Here is a 16,637-nt window from a genome sequence, read left to right as displayed (position 1 = left end):
CCTTCGCGTAGGTCGGGCATGTACTCGTGCCCGACATTTCTCGGTGCGGGCATTGCGTCGGGCATGAGTACATGCCCGACCTACGGGACTTCTCGCACGCCCTCCAAAAAACACACGAACCAACAGGGAAACATCGCCCATGACCGTCCAATCCACCCGCCCGTACCGCCTGGGTGCCCTGAGCCTCCTCGTGCTGTTGTCAGGCTGTGCGGGCGTTGAACCCAAGGGCGTCCGGCCCGATCCCGCTTCAATCAAGAAGGTCTTATTCCGCTTTGAACCCGACACACTGGAATCCGTCCCCGCCGCCCGCCAGCAAGAAATGGCCGAGCGGGTCAGCAAGAACCTGGGCGCCTGGGGCTACGGCGTGACGGCGGACGGGAAGGGCGGTGATTACAGCCACGTCATGGAGGCGAAAATCGGCGCGGTGTCATTCAAAAGCACGCCCCAAGGGTTTTCCTTCACCGTGGGCAATTCCGACCCCCGCGCCCTGGATTTTCAGAAGGCCGATGTATTGCCGGTGGATTGCGTGCTGTACCCGGTCGGGCGTGCCAAGGATAGGGCCAGCCTGTATATGGATTTCATGGCCGATGACAAGGTGAAGGGCGGTGTGCGGAACAAACCCGATCCAGCGGTGGAGGGCGTGTACGTCAACCACGCCGCGACGGTGTGTTTCAACTTGCTGGAAGATTTGAAGGTGCAACGTGGTAAGCCAGCGCCCATTGTGGCGGGGGCGTTGGGCGGGACGGATGGCTCGTCCGGTGATACTTGGTTCCCCGAGGTGCGGATCGAAGTGCGGGAGAAACCCGCCGCGTCGTCGGCGCAACCCGCCGCTGTCGCCGCTCCGGCAGTCGTTCCAGGCACCGTGCCGGTGGCGGCTGAGCCATCCTTGAAGGCCGCGCCCGCTTCCGCAGCGCCATCGGAACAGGCGACGCCCGTCAGCACCGAGACCCGTAGCAAGGAAGAAGGCCGGAAACAGATGGTTATCCATAACCAGGGCAGTCCGATTATTTTGGAGTTCGGGTACGAGCGGAAATAGGGGGGGTTGGGTCCCAGAGACCGACCCGGTTTTTAAAACCGAGTCGGTCTTGGGCTAGGCCGAAGCACGGTCAGGCGGCGCTTGGCGACCGCCACCCATTTCCTCGCCATCCCCGCTCGTCTGCCGCCGCTCGATCCAGCGGGCCAGGTTGTCCGCCGGCATGGGCCGGGCGATGCCATAGCCCTGACCGATGTCGCAGCCCATGGTTAAGAGGGCGCTGAAATGCTCCTTGGTCTCTACCCCCTCGGCCACGGTCTTGCGCTTGAAGGTGGCGGCCAGGGCGATGATGCCCTGAACAATGGCGTTGTCGCCGGAATCCTCCAACATGTCGCGGACGAAGGTCTGGTCGATCTTAAGGATTTCGGCGGGCAGGCCGCGCAGGTAGAGCAGGGAGGAATAACCCGTCCCGAAATCATCCAACACGAAGCTGATGCCCAGTTCCCGGCAGGCTTCGATGACCGCGTTCACCTTGCCGAAGTCTTCCAGCGCCGCCATCTCCAAGACTTCGATTCGCAGATAGCCGGGCAGCAGGTCCGGGTAGGCGGCGAGTTTGTGGCGGAGTTCATCCATGAAGCTATCGGATTGCAAATGCCCGGCGGCAATGTTGATGCTGACTTTCAGCCGCAAGCCGTCCCGCCACCAGCGATCCAACTGCGCCAACGCGGCGTCCATCACCCACCGCCCGATGCGGATTTCCAGTTCGGTATCCGCCACCAGCGGCAGGAATTCCCCCGGCAGCCGCACTCCCCGTTCCGGGTGGTGCCAGCGGATCAAGGCTTCCGCGCCGACGACCCGGCCCGTCGCCATGTCCACCTGCGGCTGATAATAGAGTTCGAATTCGCCGTTATCCAAGGCCGCCTCGATCTGCTTGAGGCTTTCCTGATGGACGCGGTTGCGCAGGCCGTGTTCGGGGTCGTAGATGTGGAAGCAGTTCTTGCCGGACTGCTTGGCGAGATACATGGCTTGATCGGCGTGGCGCAGCAGGGTGTCGGAATTTTCGTCGTCCAGCGGATAAATGGTGGCGCCGATGCTGGCGGTGACGACGTGGGACCTGCCTTGGAGGAGGATGGGTTCGGCCACCGCTTCCAGCAGCCGTTGCAGGGTGATCGCGCAGTCCTCCGGCTTCACCAGCCCTTGCAGGAGCAGCACGAACTCGTCCCCGCCCAGCCGGGCCACGGTGTCGTCCTCGCGGATGGTGCCGGCGAAGCGCCGGGCGGTTTCAATCAGCACTTGGTCGCCCGCGTCGTGCCCCACGGTGTCGTTGATGGTCTTGAACCCGTCCAAATCCAGGTAGCACACCGCCATGAGCTTCTGCTCCCGGCGGGCGTGGGCGATGGCCTGGTGCATCCGATCGGCCAGCAACACCCGGTTGGGGATGCCGGTCAGGGCGTCGTAGTGGGCCAGATGCTCAAGCTGCTTCTCGTGCTGCTTGAGCATGGAGATGTCGGAGAAGATGCCGACGTAGTGGCTCAACCCGCCCCGGCTGTCGGTGATGGCGGAAATGGTGAGCCATTCCGGGTACAACTCGCCGTTCTTCCGGTGATTCCAGACTTCGCCGCTCCAATGGCCGGTGGCGTGGATTGACCGCCACATGACGCTGTAGAACTCGGGTCCGTGCTGGCCGGATTTCAGGATGCGGGGATTCTGGTCCAGGACTTCCTCGCGGGTGAAGCCCGTCACCCGGACAAAGGCGTCGTTGACATCGATGATCCGCCCCTCGGCGTCGGTAATCAGGATGCCCTCGCGGGTGTCCTTGAAGACCCGTGCGTTCAGGCGCAGCGTCGCCTCCGCCCGTTTGCGCTCGGTGATGTCCCGGATCAGGATGAGCGCTTCCGCGCTGCCGCATTTCACTAGGCGGGCCTCGAATTCGTGGACGCCATCGGAATCGGCCAAGCTATATTCGAGGGTTTCCACGGCTTGATCCGCCAGCACCGCCGCCAGCGAGGCTCGGGCGGCGGCGGCCGCCGGGGGCGGGAACAGGTCATCCAGCGAACGTCCCACCACGACGCCCGTGGGCAGGAAGGGACGCAGCAGCCGCGAGCCCTGGTGGTCCAGCGCGTCCCCCTGGTCGTTCACACGCACCATGGCGTCGGGCAGCGCGGTCAGCAGGGCTTTGTTGCGGGCTTCGCTGGCGTGCAGCTCGGCGAAGACCTTCGCGCCCCTGAGCAGATAACTCAGGCGCTTGTCCAGCAGGGCGAAGTTGATGGGCTTGGTCAGGAAGTCGGTCGCGCCCGCCTTGTAGGCCCGCTCGATGGATTCGATGTCGTCGAGTCCCGTCACCATCAGCACGGGCACCAGGCCACCGCCGGGCGTGGCGCGGATCGCCCGGCAGGTTTCAAAGCCATCCAGGCCGGGCATCATCACGTCGAGCATGATGATGTCGGGCCGCGTCTCCTGGAACGCTTCCAATGCCTCCATGCCGTTCCGCGCCCCCCGCACGGCGAAGCCATTCCGCTTCAATTGTTCTATCACCCAGAGGCGCACGCTGTCGTCGTCGTCCACCACCATCACCAGGGGCGGCACTCCGCCAGGCTTGGCGGGTTCTTGGCCCGCCACGCGCCGGACGAGGTAGGCCTCGGTGCGTGGGCTGGACTCGGCCAGCGAGTGGGGTGGGCTGGCCGAAGACGCCGCCGCGCTGGATTGACCGTCCAGATATTGGCGGAGCATGTCTTCGGCCACGTCATGCAGGGTCTTCATGCGGGCCACGATGGCCTCGGCGCCCGCCAGATCGTTGGCGCGGGCCACCGTTTCCAATTGCTTGGCGAGGCCGGAGAACTGTCTGGCCCCGAATTGGGCACCGCTGGATTTGAGCGCGTGGGCGTACTCCGCCACCGCCTGGGCGTTGCCCCTGAGCAGGGCGTGTCCCAGGGATTTCATGCGCTTGGCCGTGGATTCCAGAAAATTGCCCACCAGATTGCTCACCACGTCCGCCTCGCCGGGGATGCGCAGGCGCTGCAAGTCCTCGATGACTTGCAGGTCCACCACCGGCTGGCTGTCCTTGGCGCTCCCGGCGGGCTGGGCGGTATTCGGTCCCGCCGGGGCGTTGGGTGATTCGTGGACGCCCCAGCGCTTGAGGGCGATTTTCAAAGACTCCAGGGTGAACGGCTTGCTCAGATAGTCGTCCATCCCGGCGGCCAGGCATTTTTCTCGGTCGCCCGCAATGGCGTGGGCGGTGAGGGCGATGATGGGCAGGCGCCGCCGGGAGGCGCCGTCCCGCCACGAGCCGGCTTCCTTGGCGCGGATCAGGCGGGTGGTTTGATAGCCATCCATGACCGGCATTTGGCAGTCCATCAGCGCCACGTCGAACCGATCCGGCGCCGCCTCCCGCAAGGCTTCGTCGCCATTGGCCGCCAAGCAGACCTCGCAGCCCAGCCTGCGCAACATGGCGACGGCCACGTCCTGGTTGACCTCGGTGTCTTCGACCAGCAGCACCTTGAGACCCAAGGCTTCCGCGTCGGACAGCGGCTCCATCACCCGCAGGCGCTGGATCGAGCGGGCGTGGATGGCCTGCGACAAGTTTTCATAAAGCTGGGCCTGACGGATGGGCTTTGCCAGGCACAGATCGACGCCCATGCCGAGCGCCTGGTGGCCGATGTCGGTTTGGGTGATGGAGGCCAATAGCACGACATGCAGGCTCCCGTGGCCCCGTTCCGTTTTCAGGCGGCGCACCCATTCCAAATCTTGGCAACCTGGGGCCGAGCCATCCAGGATCAACAGGTCGAAGCCGGGGTGGCCATCCGCGCCGCTCTGGCGCAACCGCCTCAGCGCTTCCGCGCAGGACTCCACCGCTTCAATGTCCGCGCCCCAGGCTTCCGTATAGCCCTTGAGAAAATCCTGGAAGGTCGCGTTGGCGCTCATCGCCAATAGCCGGGTGCCCAGCAGTCCATCGTGGGCGTCATGGGCCGTGGACGCCAAGGGCTGGGGCACGGCCAGCCGCGCCGTGAACCAGAACAGCGAGCCTTCCCCCGGCGAGCTTTCCACGCCGATGTCGCCGTCCATCATCTCGCACACGTCCTGGGCGATGGCGAGTCCCAGGCCGGTGCCGCCGACTTGCCGGGTGGTGGAGGTGTCGGCCTGGGCGAAGGCGCTGAAGATGTCCAATTGTTGTATCGGCGTCATGCCCACGCCGGTGTCGCGGATTTCGAAGCGCAGCACGGCGTCCGACCCGGTCCGCGCCAGCAGGCCGACCCGCACCGAAACCTCCCCGGCGCTGGTGAACTTGATGGCGTTGCCAATCAAGTTGGACAGGATTTGCCTGAGGCGCATGGGGTCGCCCTGACACCAGGGGGGCACCTCCCGCCCGATCAGGCAGAACAGTTCCAAGCCCTTGCTGTAGGCCGGTTCCGCGAACAAGGCGATGACATCCTCGACGGCGTCCTCCAATTCGAAGTCCACCTTGTCGAGTTCCATCTTGCCCGCTTCGATCTTGGAGAAGTCCAGGATGTCGTTGATGACGGACAGGAGGGTCCGGCCCGAGCGCAGCACGGTCTCGGCGAAGCCCCGCTGCCCCACCGTCAACTCGGTGCCCAGCAGCAATTCGCTCATCCCCAGGATGCCGTTCATGGGGGTGCGGATTTCGTGGCTCATGTTGGCGAGGAATTGGGACTTGGCCCGGTTGGCTTGCTCGGCGGCTTCCTTGGCGAGGGTCATTTCCCGCAGCACGGTGCGCAGCTCGGCGTTGGCCTGGGACAGCTCGCCGGTGCGGGCGGCCACCTGTTCCTCCAGGGAGGCCCGGTACTGGGCCAGGCGGTTGTCCCGGTCCTCCAACTGGCCGAGCATCTGGTTGAAGCCCTGGATCAAGCGGCCAATCTCGTCCGGCACCCCGGCGATGGCCCGCAGGCCAAAGTCTTGTTCCCGCGAGACCCGCTCCATGGTGGTGGCGAGGTGCTGAATGGGCAGGGCGACCCGCCGTTGCAGGCGGCGGGAGAACAAAATCGAGATGCCCGTCGCGCCGATGATGACCCCCAGGATCACCAAGCCATTCCACAGCGCGTATTGGTAGAGGCGGTTGAGGTGGGTGCGTAGATAGACGTAGCCGATGACTTCCCGGTCCAGGCGGATCGGCGAGAGATATTCCAGATGCTTCCAGCCCCGCCGTATTTGTGGCGATGCCGAGCTTATTCCCTTGCTGAACCAGAGGTCGCCCACCAGTTCGTCCGGCAGCGGAGCCTCGCCCGCCATGGGGAAGTTATAGGCCGCGAAAGCCTGACCATTGGGTTTCAACAGCAGTCCGGCACCGATGTCCGGTTCCGCTTGGAGGGTGTTCAGCACTTGGTTGCCGGTCTTGGGATCATTGAATTCCAGGGCCGCCGTGCTGCTATATCCCACCATGTTGGCCACCACCCCCACATGCTTCAGCACGGTTTGGTAGAAGGTGAACACCTCGAACACGCCTATCGAACACGCGGTAATCGACGATGCCAGTAACGTGGTCGACAGCAGAATGCGCCGAAGCTTTCCGCTTATCGACAGGTTTTCAAAATGAGTCATGCAGAAAAATATTAAACTATTGGCTGGGTTCTGCGTTTATTAGACAATTATGATAGTCAAGAGATGAAAGTGTGCATTGGGACTTTCCCCAAAGCCCCCAAAGCGTGCAAACCTATATGCAGAATTGCCTGTTATGGAATACATGGGGGTGGACAAATACTTTTTAGCATGTGTCAGATTGTTATTATTTCCTTGCATTTGATCCCCGCCCCATAACTTTTGATTACAAATAATACAAAAACATTAAAAATTTAACAAAAAATTAATGAAGCCACCGAACAATCCGAGTTTCGGCGGGACGTTCATTCAATCCCATCCAATTCGTTGATTCCAAGAAACAACTTGGAAGCTTTCGCAAGCTCTGTCGGGGCTGTAAGCGTCACCGCCATTAAATTAAGCCGTTTGGGCGAGTCTCTAAGGCTGGATTTAACCCCCCAACCCCCCTTTATCAGGGGGGGCTTTTTTCTCCCTCCCCGCTTTTCCCCTCCCCTGATAAGGGGAGGTCGGGAGGGGTTTGATCGACGCTAACTTAATGGCCGTGGGCTGTAGGCGTGGCGGCGCATCAAGAAAAGAATTCTCTCCATCAGCCATGCTTCGATACGCGGTGTGTTTCCCGCCACGGGCGACCCCCGGACTACGGTCGGTCCAGGGCTATTTAACGCTAAATGAAACAGCCCTGGCCAGCAAGTGTCGTTCCGTTCGAGTTTCGATCTTACGTCCAGCTTCGACCTGGACCTTTGGATACGCTATGCGGATCGACTGCCGCTCAATATCCAAAGTAGTTCTATCACCCGTCCGCCTATCCCCGATTATCTGACCCTGGATGCCCGGTTGGCATGGCGGCCCCATCATGGCGTTGAATTGTCGGTGGTCGGGCAGCATCTATTGCAGAGCCGTCATGTGGAGTTCGAGCAGGAAGTGCTGGGTCCGCCCCGGTCTTATGTGCCCCGTGGCGCTTATGTCCAGTTTGATTGGCGGTTTTAAATAATACCGCCTACGCGCCCACAAGCTCCCGATACACCCGCAAGTTCCCCTCCACCATCCCGTCCACCGAAAATTCCCGCTCGATCAGCGCCCGTCCCGCCGCGCCCATCTGTCGGGCCAGCTCAGGATTATCCAGCAAGCGGCCCACCGCTTCGCCCAGCGCATCCACATCCCCCGGCGGGACCAACAAGCCATTGACGCCATCCCGCACCGCCTCGGGGATGCCCCCGGCGCGGCTGGCGACGATGGGCACGCCCGCGCTGGACGCCTGCAACAAAGACACCCCCAGCCCCTCCATCAAGGCCGGATGCACCAGCACATCCAGGCAGGGCAGGACTCGCGGCAGGTCGTCGCGGAACCCGGCCAGATGCACATGGCCCGCTATCCCCAAGCGCTGGGCCAGCTTTCTCAATTCGTCTTCTTGCGGACCCTTGCCGAAAATGACCGTGTGCAAGGTCGGGAATTGCGCCAACAAGCGGGGCAGGGCTTGCAGCAAGAAACGATGGCCCTTGCGCCCGATCAATTGGGCGGCGACACCGATGGCGAGGCTGTCGTCGGGCAGGCCGAATTCGGCGCGGAACCAAGCGTCGTCGCGGGGCCGCTGGAAAGGCCGGGCGTTCACCGCGCTGCGCACCACGCGCAACTTGCTGGCGGGCAGCCCTTCCGACAACAGCACTTGGCCGATGCCCTCGGAAATGGCGACCACCCGGTCATGCAGCCGATATTTCAGCGCCACCATCCAGGGCTTTTCCGGGTTGTCCTGCCGCCGCGAATGGACGATGGGCACGCCCGCCAGCCGCGCCGCCAACCCGCCCATCACATCGGCGCCGATGCGGCTGTGCAGATGCACGACGTCGGGCCGGGTGGCGCGGATCAATCGGTACAGCCTGGGAATCAGCAGCAAATCCATGTCGCCCGCCATGGGCACGCCGCACACCTTCGCGAATGGCGCGGCGGCTCGGCTAATGTCACTGCCGGGGCGGCAGGCCAGCAGGTTTTCGACGCCCCGCGCTTGCAGCCCCTCGACCAGATAAACCACCTGCAAGGCGCCGCCATATAGGTTCCGCCCGCCTTCGACGTGCAGCACTTTCATCGGGGCGTCTCCGTTTCAACCAGCCCGCCCACGGGGGCGAAGCTTCTGTAGTTCTCCATCATCATCAGCCCACCTTCCGCAATACCCAATCCAGCGCCGCGTCCGTCAGTATCCGCTTCAACCCGCCGAACACATGGGTCGGCGTCGTGACGTAGTAGCGGGCCTTGGGGCGCTTGGTTTCCAAGGCGAGGATGACCTTTTTCAGCACGGCTTCCGGTCCCAGCGTGAAGGGCACGACCGGGCCTTCCTTTTGTAGCCGCGCTTCGATGGCCCGGTAGGTGTCGCGGTGGACGCTGATTTCCGGGTCGATGTTCTGTTTGTACTTGGCGAAGCCGTTGTCCCGGAACCGGCTGAGGATGGGGCCGGGTTCTATCAGCGAGACATACACGCCGCTGCCGGTGAGTTCCAGCCGCAGGGTGTCGGACAAGCCTTCGAGGGCGTATTTGCTGGCGTTGTAGGCGCCCCGGTAGCGCATGGCGGCGAAGCCCAGCACGGAGCTGTTCTGGACGATGCGCCCGTGGCCTTGGCGGCGCATGACCGGCAGCACGAGGTTGGTGAGTTCGTGGGTGCCGAACAGGTTGGTCTCGAATTGTTCCCGTAGCACGTCCCGCCGCAAGTCTTCCACCGCGCCGGGCTGGCCGTAGGCGCCGTTGTTGAAGAGTCCGTAGAGTTGGCCGCCGGTGGCGTCGAGGGTGCGTGCCACGGCGGCGCGGATGGAGTCGGAATCGGTCAGGTCGAGCGGGAAGGCTTCGAAGCCCTCGTCCACCAGCCGGGCCGCGTCTTCGGCTTTGCGGGTGGTCGCGAAGACGCGGTAGCCGCGGGCTTTGAGTCCGTGCGCGGCGCAGCGGCCTATGCCGGAGGAGCAGCCGGTGATGAGGATGGTTTTTTGTTGGTTCATGCTTGGATCGGGAGGCTGTGGGAGGGGCGGGGCATTTTCTCACAGGCGGTTTGCGGGCGTGAAAGGCGGGGTGGCTTGAACGGGGAAATGCGCCGAAGCCGCGCCATGGCGGCGCGCCTTAACTCATCGTTGGAGGCGCGATGAAAATCCGTTAGGATGCAAGTCATGGTCATCGTGGCGGTCTACTCCAGAATCAGATAACCGTCCCATTGGGAAACCAGATATTAAGTCGACAATAATCCGCCCTGCCGCCGTATCCCCGACCCTGCATGAAGAAAATCAAAGCCGACCTTATCACCACCCTCATCGACACGGGTATCATCCGCTTTTATCCCGACAAACCCGCCTTGGAATCTGATTTGACACCACCCGCCAACGTCGTGGGAATAATATTGAATGGTGGCGAATCGGATTGCGTTTATAAAAAAGCAGGGGAACCAGGCGCAGGCCGCTGGAGTTTGGTGGATACGGGTGGCAGCAGGGATAAAACCGCCTTGCCGGAAGACATGTCGGCTTTATATGGGCTAATTAATAATGTCTCGGTGGAGCGGCAGATACCGGGGTTGGAGCTTGCCGTGACCGACACCGCAGGCCGCTGCATCGCCTATAAACCCACTGGCGGAAAGCTGGTGATCGAGGGGGTCACTCCTCCCGGCATGAATGATTTCTCTGCAACCACTGAGCCTTTATATCCCTTGGCCATGATTGAAGCCGATTATATGAGTGTGCCATGTTATGGCCAATCCCTATCCAGGGGCACTAGGAGCCTGCCCGCCTTAAGCACCCATCAACCTTATAAGAACGTTATGTTGGCGGGCGGCGTCAGAACCGATGATGCGCTGAGGGGTGGCAGCTTAAGGGACGGCTTTGTCGATTTGATCGAGTGCATCCACCCCAACACCTATCAGCCCGGAATGCCGGAAGATTCCAATTTCCGGGGAGAGACCCCGATCAGCGCCACCCTCAATGAATTGGTCAGATACCTGGGCGGGGCAGAATACGATAAGCGGTTTGTGGGGTTTGTGCCGGGCGCGGGAAACAAGCTTATTACCCAGCTTGGCAAGGGAGGGGATTCCTGGATCACGGGTTTAAAAAGTGATTTGGAAGCGGCTCATAAACTAGCGATGGGCTTATCCGCCACCCATAACGTGCCGTTTTGGACCTGGACCCATGGGGAGATTGATTATCAGTCCGGCACCGATGCCAATTCATATTTGCAATCTATGCTCGCTATGCAAGACGATTTCGCGGTTTTGGTGAATGGCATTACCAGACAGAAATTCCGGCCTGCCTTTATTTCCATGCAGGTAGCCTCGCATAAACGTTTTCGTCTTAACGTGCCGGGCATCGCGCTGGCGCAATTCAGGGCCAGCCAGTTGGTACAGGATATTTTCGTGGCGGTCCCCGCTTATTGCTTGGAGCATGGGACGGACAATCTGCATTTAACCAACGAAGGAAGCCGGATGTTGGGCCATTATTATGCCCTTTGCGCCAAACGCGCCGTGTTTGACCGGCAAGCTTGGAAGCCATTGCAAGCGGTCAGCGCATTCATGGTTGACCCCAATACCATTGATGTTAAGTTTCATGTGCCTTATGGCGTATTGCATTTCGACGCCACCTGGGTGGCGGAAACCGCCAACCAGGGGTTTGACGTGCGCTCGTCGAATAATGCCGTCAAGGATATGATTACTCACGTCGATATTATAGGTTCCGATACGGTGCGCTTAACCATCGACGGGCCGGTGGGGGCGGGCGATAAGATTACTTATGGCTGGGGCCGTTCCGGCGCGCCATACCATACCAGCAAGGAAACCGGTCCCCGTGGCAACTTGCGGGACAACCAGGGCGATACTTACCAATATGTTGGCGACGATGGCGTTCTGCGTCGACTGGATAATTATTGCGTGATTTTTGAAATGATGATCTGAGGCCGGTTCTTTGCCATGCGTGTGATTATTAGAAAATTTAATCTTGCCGGTCTCACAGGTGCGTTCGTCGTGCCTAATATTGTGGACTATACCGATTTGGTGGGAGCTTATTGGTTCACCAGCGGCGTCGCCTCGAAATGCCTTCACGACCATAGCGGCCAAGGCAATACCTTGCGAATGCTAGGAAATCCGTTGTTTAAACCCAACCGCGTCGTGGTCGGCGGGGGGCATGGGTTTGACACGGGCCTCACCGAAACCGGGGATTTAACCTATATGGTGATTGGTGCCAGGGATGAATCCGTGCCAGATATTCCTAACAGGTTATTTTTTGTAGGGAATTGCGGAGACGATACCAATAAAAATGGTTATGGTGTCGCCTTACAATATTTGGATAGCCCCACCCAGAAAAACAATGTTGCCAGTTATCGCTCCAGCCTGTTCTATTATCGCGATGGGCTGGCCGTCGAGAATAATCAAAAGCCGGGTGGAGCCAATAATGCCTCGCCGTTTTGCAATAACTTTGTGAGCGCCACCCGGTTCCAGTGTTGGGCGGTGGCGGTCAATTGCAGGGATAACAGCCAGGCGACCTATATTCTCAAAGCGCAGTCCACCCCGGCGCTGGAAACCCGTTTCGATGCAGCATCGGGCGGTGGCTTGGCAAAGCGGCCCTTGGTGGATGGCAAGGGTTTACCCATCAAGGTTCAGATTGGTGTTTGGGATAATCCGAAAGCGACGCCGAGAAATGCCGCCATCGCCTGCGTGTTCATTTGGAAAGGGGCGGTCAAGGAGGAAATTATCAATGCCCAATATAAAGCCAGCAAGGCTCAACTACTCGCCCTAGACCCCATTTTGTTTGCCCACTTATAAACCTCAAACTGCCTATCCCTATGACTGATAATACAACGATGAACTTGGAGAAAGCGTTACTGCCAGGATTCTGCACTGGTATGGAGAATATTGAAATCATCAAGGCAGTAACGGCCTTAGATTTCGACTCCATTTTGGATATTGGTTCCTATAAGGGCGGAGCGTCGGTCGCTTTTGCCTTGATGGGCAAAAAGGTAATATCCATAACACGGGGCGGCTGGTGGTTGAAGAAGCTAAAGCCTGTTTACGATAGGCTGTTTATCGAGACTTATGACAGAAGTTTTGAAACGTTTGAATATGATCAGCCATTCGATGCCATCTGGGCGTCCCATGTGTTGGAGCATACCCGGAATCCAGGCTTATTCTTGGATCGTTGCTATGATTCCATGTGTCCGGGTGGCACGCTGGTGTTGGTGGTGCCACCTTTTAAGCATAAGGTGGTGCCCGGACATATCACGCCCGGCTGGAATCTCGGTATTTTGATGTATAACTTAGTGGAGGCGGGATTTGATATTAAGCATGGGCATTTTATTGTCCATGGCTATAATATTTGTGCGGTAGTAAAAAAGCCCTTGGAGCCTCGTCCCAAAAATCTGGATTGGTTTACCAAGGACAATGTGGATTTATGGCCGTTGCCCTGCGAGCCTGACCGTGGTTTCGATGGCGCTATTGAGTCGGTGAACTGGCCGGAGGAGTTCCAGCAGCGATTCTCCGAGGATATGAATTCATTATTGGCGGTAGATGTCGATTTCGCGGCGGATACCGTGCAACTACTGCGCTCGCTGTGGAAAGTGGCTTGAGTTAATCCGGCGCGTGCGCCTAGCCGGTATTTCTCTAATGGACATTATTATAAACCTACCAAATACCGGCTTATTTCATGCGCATGATAAAGGTTTATTTCAAAAGCGACAAAAATCCCACCTATCGTTAAGCGCAATATTTCGCTTAGAATTTAGTAGGGCTTGTGTTTATGGTTTTTTTATGTTTTGTTCCACCCCCCAAATCCCCTCCTGCAATACATCAAACTCGTCAAACGCAATATTCAGACTGAATTTCAGGTTAAGAACAACCGCCAGGGCAGTGCTGGAAAAAATACATAACATAATGGCGATTTGATACTTAACCGCCAGCCAAGGTTCGCCACCGCCGAGTATCTGCCCGGTCATCATCCCCGGCAAAGCCACCAGCCCCATCGTCGCCATGCCCGCCACGGTCGGATTAACGGCCGCTTTCACAGCCTCCCGAAAATAAGGCCGCACCGCTTCCCAGCGTGTCGCGCCGAGCAGCAGATAAGTCACGTACTCGGCTTCGTTCTTCCGTAACGCCGAATAAAACCGTTCCAACCCAATCACATTCCCTTGTAGGCAATTGCCTAGAATCATCCCGCTCAAAGGCACCAGATAACGGGCGTCGTACAGCAAAGGCGGCTGAATCACCAAAATGATGAGATACGCGGCGGAAAACAAAACACTGAGCGCCACCGCCGTGAAAGTGGATAGGAAAAACAGCCGCCGCCGCAAACCCGCCCGCCGCAGAATGGCGAGGTCGGCGACCAACAGCATTACCAGTATCCATAACCCATTCAGCCAGGGATTATTAAGGGCAAACAGGGTTTTCAGATAAAAGCCGACTAAACCCAATTGCAGGGTCATGCGGATAATGCCGAGGCTGATATCCTTTGATAAGCGAAGCCCAATCAGCCCTAGCAATAACCAGGGGACGAGTACAACACCGAACAGAACCGCGAGCTGCGGCGTGCCAATATCAAGGGTTTCCACGCCGGGTCTCCTGCGTCAAACAGCCGCTCTCCAATTCAAAAACGACGCCGCACCGGGCAATCCAATCCGGGTCGTGGGCCACCGACAGGACGGTGAATCCGGGATCGGCCAACACATCGAATACGGCTTGCTTGCTGTCGCCATCCAGGGCGCTGGTCACTTCGTCCAACAGGTACAGATTCTTGCCGAGCAGCAGGGCGCGGGCCATGGCGATGCGCTGCTTCTCGCCGCCGGACACGCGGGCGCATTCCCGGTCGAGGATGGCGGCGGGCAGATGGAGCCGCGCCAAGATTTTGGTCAATTCGGAGTCCGCCGGTTCACGGCCAGCATGGGCCTTGAACTGGAATGGCAGGCGCAATGCCTCCCGCACGGTGGTCGCGCCCAAGACCGGCTCCTGGCCGATGTAGGCGGCGCAGGCACGGATTGTCCGCACGGTGGCCGGGTTCAGTGACTTTTCTTGGAAGAATATGGTTCCGCCGGATAGCGGATAAAGGCCTAGCAGGGCTTTAAGCGCCGTGGTCTTACCCGAGCCGGAGCGGCCACGAAACACGGCTTTCTCGCCCGCCGCCAGCGTAAAGGCAATATCGGTGAGAATGGGCTTGCCACGAATGGCGATGGATACGTGATCAAAGCGGATGATGGGCGGCATTGGGGGTATCTCGGGCTTTGGGGAACCGAATCCTAACGGTCCCGTAAGCTCTGTGAAAGCTGTGAATGGATGGGGTCTGGTGGGGGTAAAAATATTGGGTTTGACGGGCGGCGCTTTGGTAGGTATGATTCGCGTTCTTGATGGTACACCGAGCTGGCTTTACCATAGGGTCAATCGGGGTATAGCGCAGTCTGGTAGCGCGTCTGCTTTGGGAGCAGAATGTCGGGGGTTCGAATCCCTCTACCCCGACCAAGCGCTTGTAGCTCAGCCGGATAGAGCATCGGCCTTCTAAGCCGAGGGTCGCAGGTTCGAGTCCTGCCAAGCGCGCCATCTCAGAATAGTTCTGTGGTGACTGTAGCTCAGTTGGTAGAGTCCAGGATTGTGATTCCTGTTGTCGCGGGTTCGAGCCCCGTCAGTCACCCCACCTTTCCCCAGGGCTTAATCGGGAAAAATTAAAGTTTCAGGGCCGTTAGCTCAGTTGGTAGAGCAGTGGACTCTTAATCCATCGGTCGTAAGTTCGAATCTTACACGGCCCACCATATAGAACAAAGCCTTACGAGAAATCGTAGGGCTTTTTTCATGCCCTCGGTTTCACGCAACGTGAAACCCCGCCTATTTCACGGCCCTGAGCGTAAGGAGGCGCGATCTTTGGAATAAAGGACTTTTTCAAAATTCCGGGGGGCTTTTTCAAAAAAGACACCACTACATGGCGACAAACGCCGCCCGCTGTAAGTCGTCAAGCATCGCCTCAAGAAGCTTTCCAGTATCCGGGGTTGTATCAATCTGGTAACGATTACCTTGGGGAAACTCAATAATAAACCGCTTAACCTCAACCGGAACATACGTAGGTTGAACGGCTCCCAGCCTGTAATCTCCGCCCCCATAAGGTTGCGGCCCAGCACCGCCCCCGGCATATCTTCCCGGCCCCATGCCCCCACCCCAGCCGCCTGTTGCCCCGCCGCCCCTGTTGCTGGAGCCGGGCCGGGGATGGCTGTCGGCGCGGGGGATTCGTCGGGCGTAGCCGGGTTTGGGGTGGGGGTGGCTGTCGGGTTGGCAGGCAGGGTGGGTGACGGGATGGGCTTGTGCTGTTCCGCGTTGCGCCGTTGGTTTTCTTCAATGCGCCTTTTCCGCTCTTCATCTTGGCGCTGGGCTTCTTCCTTGGCTGCTTTTTCCTGTGCCTCAGAGCGGGCCTTTTCTTCTTCCTTGATGGCTTCAAGCTTCCTAAGGTGGATTTCCTCCGCTAAAGCCAAGGCATCCTCCGTGTCTTTAACGGCCTGTTTATCTTTGGCCTTATTGGCTTCGTCAAGCGTCTTTTGAAGTTCCGCCACTTGCTGACGGTAACGGCGGTTTTCAATGGCGCGGTCGTTTTCGTTGATCTGGTCAAGCTCATCGAGTAGCGCCCGCTTGGTGTCCGCCGCCGTCCGCCTGAGTTCATCATGGAAGTCCGCAAGGCGCTGGCGGGCTTGGTCGATGGCGGATTGAAGCCCCTCCAATCGCTGGCTGTCGAGGAGGTTGAAGGCACCTGTGGTTTGCGCCGCCGCCCATTCAAGGTTTTCTCCGGTCGAAACGGCCCGCTGTATGGCTTGCCGCAACTCATCCACGGCGGCGGCTTGGCGCTTGGCGTCATCAAGTATCTGCCCGGCGAAATTCAAATTCCGCATATCTTCGCCGAACGAAAGGGCTTCATCGCGCATTCGCTTGACCATATCGACGCCAGCCTGCCCGTATTTGGCAATCTCGGCAATGATGGCCCCATAGGCGTCAACGGTTTGGCCTAGTACACCCCGCCTGAAATAAGCTCGATAACCTACGCCATCAAGGGTTTGCCGACATAAGTCCAGCGGAAGGGCTTGGCCAAGGTCTCGTTGAAGACCTTGATGAAGGAGAGGATGCGGCGCTTGAGTTCCTCGGTGG

At 59.2% G+C, this 16,637-nt stretch carries 12 protein-coding genes and 4 tRNA genes; 10 read left to right on the top strand and 6 right to left on the bottom strand.

The genetic code is table 11. From position 1 onward, the window contains the following. Positions 1-139: 139 nt before the first annotated feature. Positions 140-1,036, top strand: coding sequence for a hypothetical protein (locus ACXWUF_RS07045; RefSeq protein ID WP_458493961.1), 897 nt, complete (start codon positions 140-142; stop codon positions 1,034-1,036). Between the two features lie 54 nt (positions 1,037-1,090). Here ACXWUF_RS07045 and ACXWUF_RS07040 read toward each other — a convergent pair whose 3' ends face one another. Beyond that, positions 1,091-6,526 (bottom strand): EAL domain-containing protein, encoded by a 5,436-nt coding sequence (locus ACXWUF_RS07040; protein ID WP_458493960.1) that lies wholly within the window; start codon positions 6,524-6,526, stop codon positions 1,091-1,093. Positions 6,527-7,213: 687 nt separating this feature from the next. Here ACXWUF_RS07040 and ACXWUF_RS07035 point away from each other — a divergent pair. Continuing rightward, positions 7,214-7,510, top strand: a complete 297-nt coding sequence (locus tag ACXWUF_RS07035) for a hypothetical protein (RefSeq protein WP_458493959.1) — start codon at positions 7,214-7,216, stop codon at positions 7,508-7,510. A 10-nt stretch (positions 7,511-7,520) separates the two neighbouring features. On the opposite strand, the gene ACXWUF_RS07030 is transcribed toward ACXWUF_RS07035, so the two are convergent. Then, positions 7,521-8,603, bottom strand: a complete 1,083-nt coding sequence (locus ACXWUF_RS07030; protein WP_458493958.1) for a glycosyltransferase — start codon at positions 8,601-8,603, stop codon at positions 7,521-7,523. Between the two features lie 64 nt (positions 8,604-8,667). After that, positions 8,668-9,501: an SDR family oxidoreductase gene (locus tag ACXWUF_RS07025; protein WP_458493957.1), complete on the bottom strand. Its 834-nt coding sequence runs from the start codon at positions 9,499-9,501 to the stop codon at positions 8,668-8,670. Between the two features lie 269 nt (positions 9,502-9,770). On the opposite strand from ACXWUF_RS07025, the gene ACXWUF_RS07020 reads away from it, so the two are divergent. The 3 genes from ACXWUF_RS07020 to ACXWUF_RS07010 all read left to right on the top strand — a co-directional run bounded on the left by ACXWUF_RS07020 (position 9,771) and on the right by ACXWUF_RS07010 (position 13,096). After that, positions 9,771-11,429: a hypothetical protein gene (locus ACXWUF_RS07020; RefSeq protein WP_458493956.1), complete on the top strand. Its 1,659-nt coding sequence runs from the start codon at positions 9,771-9,773 to the stop codon at positions 11,427-11,429. 15 nt (positions 11,430-11,444) lie between these two features. Then, complete coding sequence (locus ACXWUF_RS07015; RefSeq protein WP_458493955.1) at positions 11,445-12,296, top strand: hypothetical protein; 852 nt, start codon at positions 11,445-11,447, stop codon at positions 12,294-12,296. A gap of 80 nt (positions 12,297-12,376) precedes the next feature. Further along, positions 12,377-13,096, top strand: coding sequence for a class I SAM-dependent methyltransferase (locus ACXWUF_RS07010; RefSeq protein WP_458493954.1), 720 nt, complete (start codon positions 12,377-12,379; stop codon positions 13,094-13,096). 168 nt (positions 13,097-13,264) lie between these two features. On the opposite strand, the gene ACXWUF_RS07005 is transcribed toward ACXWUF_RS07010, so the two are convergent. Next, on the bottom strand, positions 13,265-14,074 hold the full coding sequence (locus ACXWUF_RS07005; RefSeq protein ID WP_458493953.1) for an ABC transporter permease: 810 nt from the start codon (positions 14,072-14,074) through the stop codon (positions 13,265-13,267). Next, the gene (locus ACXWUF_RS07000) at positions 14,061-14,723 is read right to left on the bottom strand and encodes an ABC transporter ATP-binding protein (RefSeq protein ID WP_458493952.1); all 663 of its coding nucleotides are present in this window, start codon (positions 14,721-14,723) and stop codon (positions 14,061-14,063) included. The genes ACXWUF_RS07005 and ACXWUF_RS07000 overlap by 14 nt, the downstream gene beginning before the upstream one ends. Before the next feature lie 175 nt (positions 14,724-14,898). Here ACXWUF_RS07000 and ACXWUF_RS06995 point away from each other — a divergent pair. The 4 genes from ACXWUF_RS06995 to ACXWUF_RS06980 all read left to right on the top strand — a co-directional run bounded on the left by ACXWUF_RS06995 (position 14,899) and on the right by ACXWUF_RS06980 (position 15,262). Next, positions 14,899-14,975: transfer RNA gene (locus ACXWUF_RS06995), tRNA-Pro, on the top strand. A 1-nt stretch (position 14,976) separates the two neighbouring features. Next, positions 14,977-15,053 (top strand) — tRNA-Arg (locus ACXWUF_RS06990). 18 nt (positions 15,054-15,071) lie between these two features. Further along, positions 15,072-15,147, top strand: a tRNA-His gene (locus ACXWUF_RS06985). Positions 15,148-15,186: 39 nt separating this feature from the next. After that, a tRNA-Lys gene (locus ACXWUF_RS06980) sits at positions 15,187-15,262 on the top strand. A 78-nt stretch (positions 15,263-15,340) separates the two neighbouring features. Here the strand turns inward: ACXWUF_RS06980 and ACXWUF_RS06975 are convergent. Then, a complete protein-coding gene (locus tag ACXWUF_RS06975) occupies positions 15,341-16,051 on the bottom strand; it encodes a hypothetical protein (protein ID WP_458493951.1) in 711 nt (236 codons plus the stop codon). Positions 16,052-16,159: 108 nt separating this feature from the next. On the opposite strand from ACXWUF_RS06975, the gene ACXWUF_RS06970 reads away from it, so the two are divergent. Beyond that, positions 16,160-16,501 (top strand): hypothetical protein, encoded by a 342-nt coding sequence (locus tag ACXWUF_RS06970; RefSeq protein WP_458493950.1) that lies wholly within the window; start codon positions 16,160-16,162, stop codon positions 16,499-16,501. The last annotated feature ends 136 nt before the right edge of the window (positions 16,502-16,637 follow it).

Source organism: Methylomagnum sp. (assembly GCF_054333355.1).
This window is presented reverse-complemented; position numbering and strand designations above follow the sequence as displayed.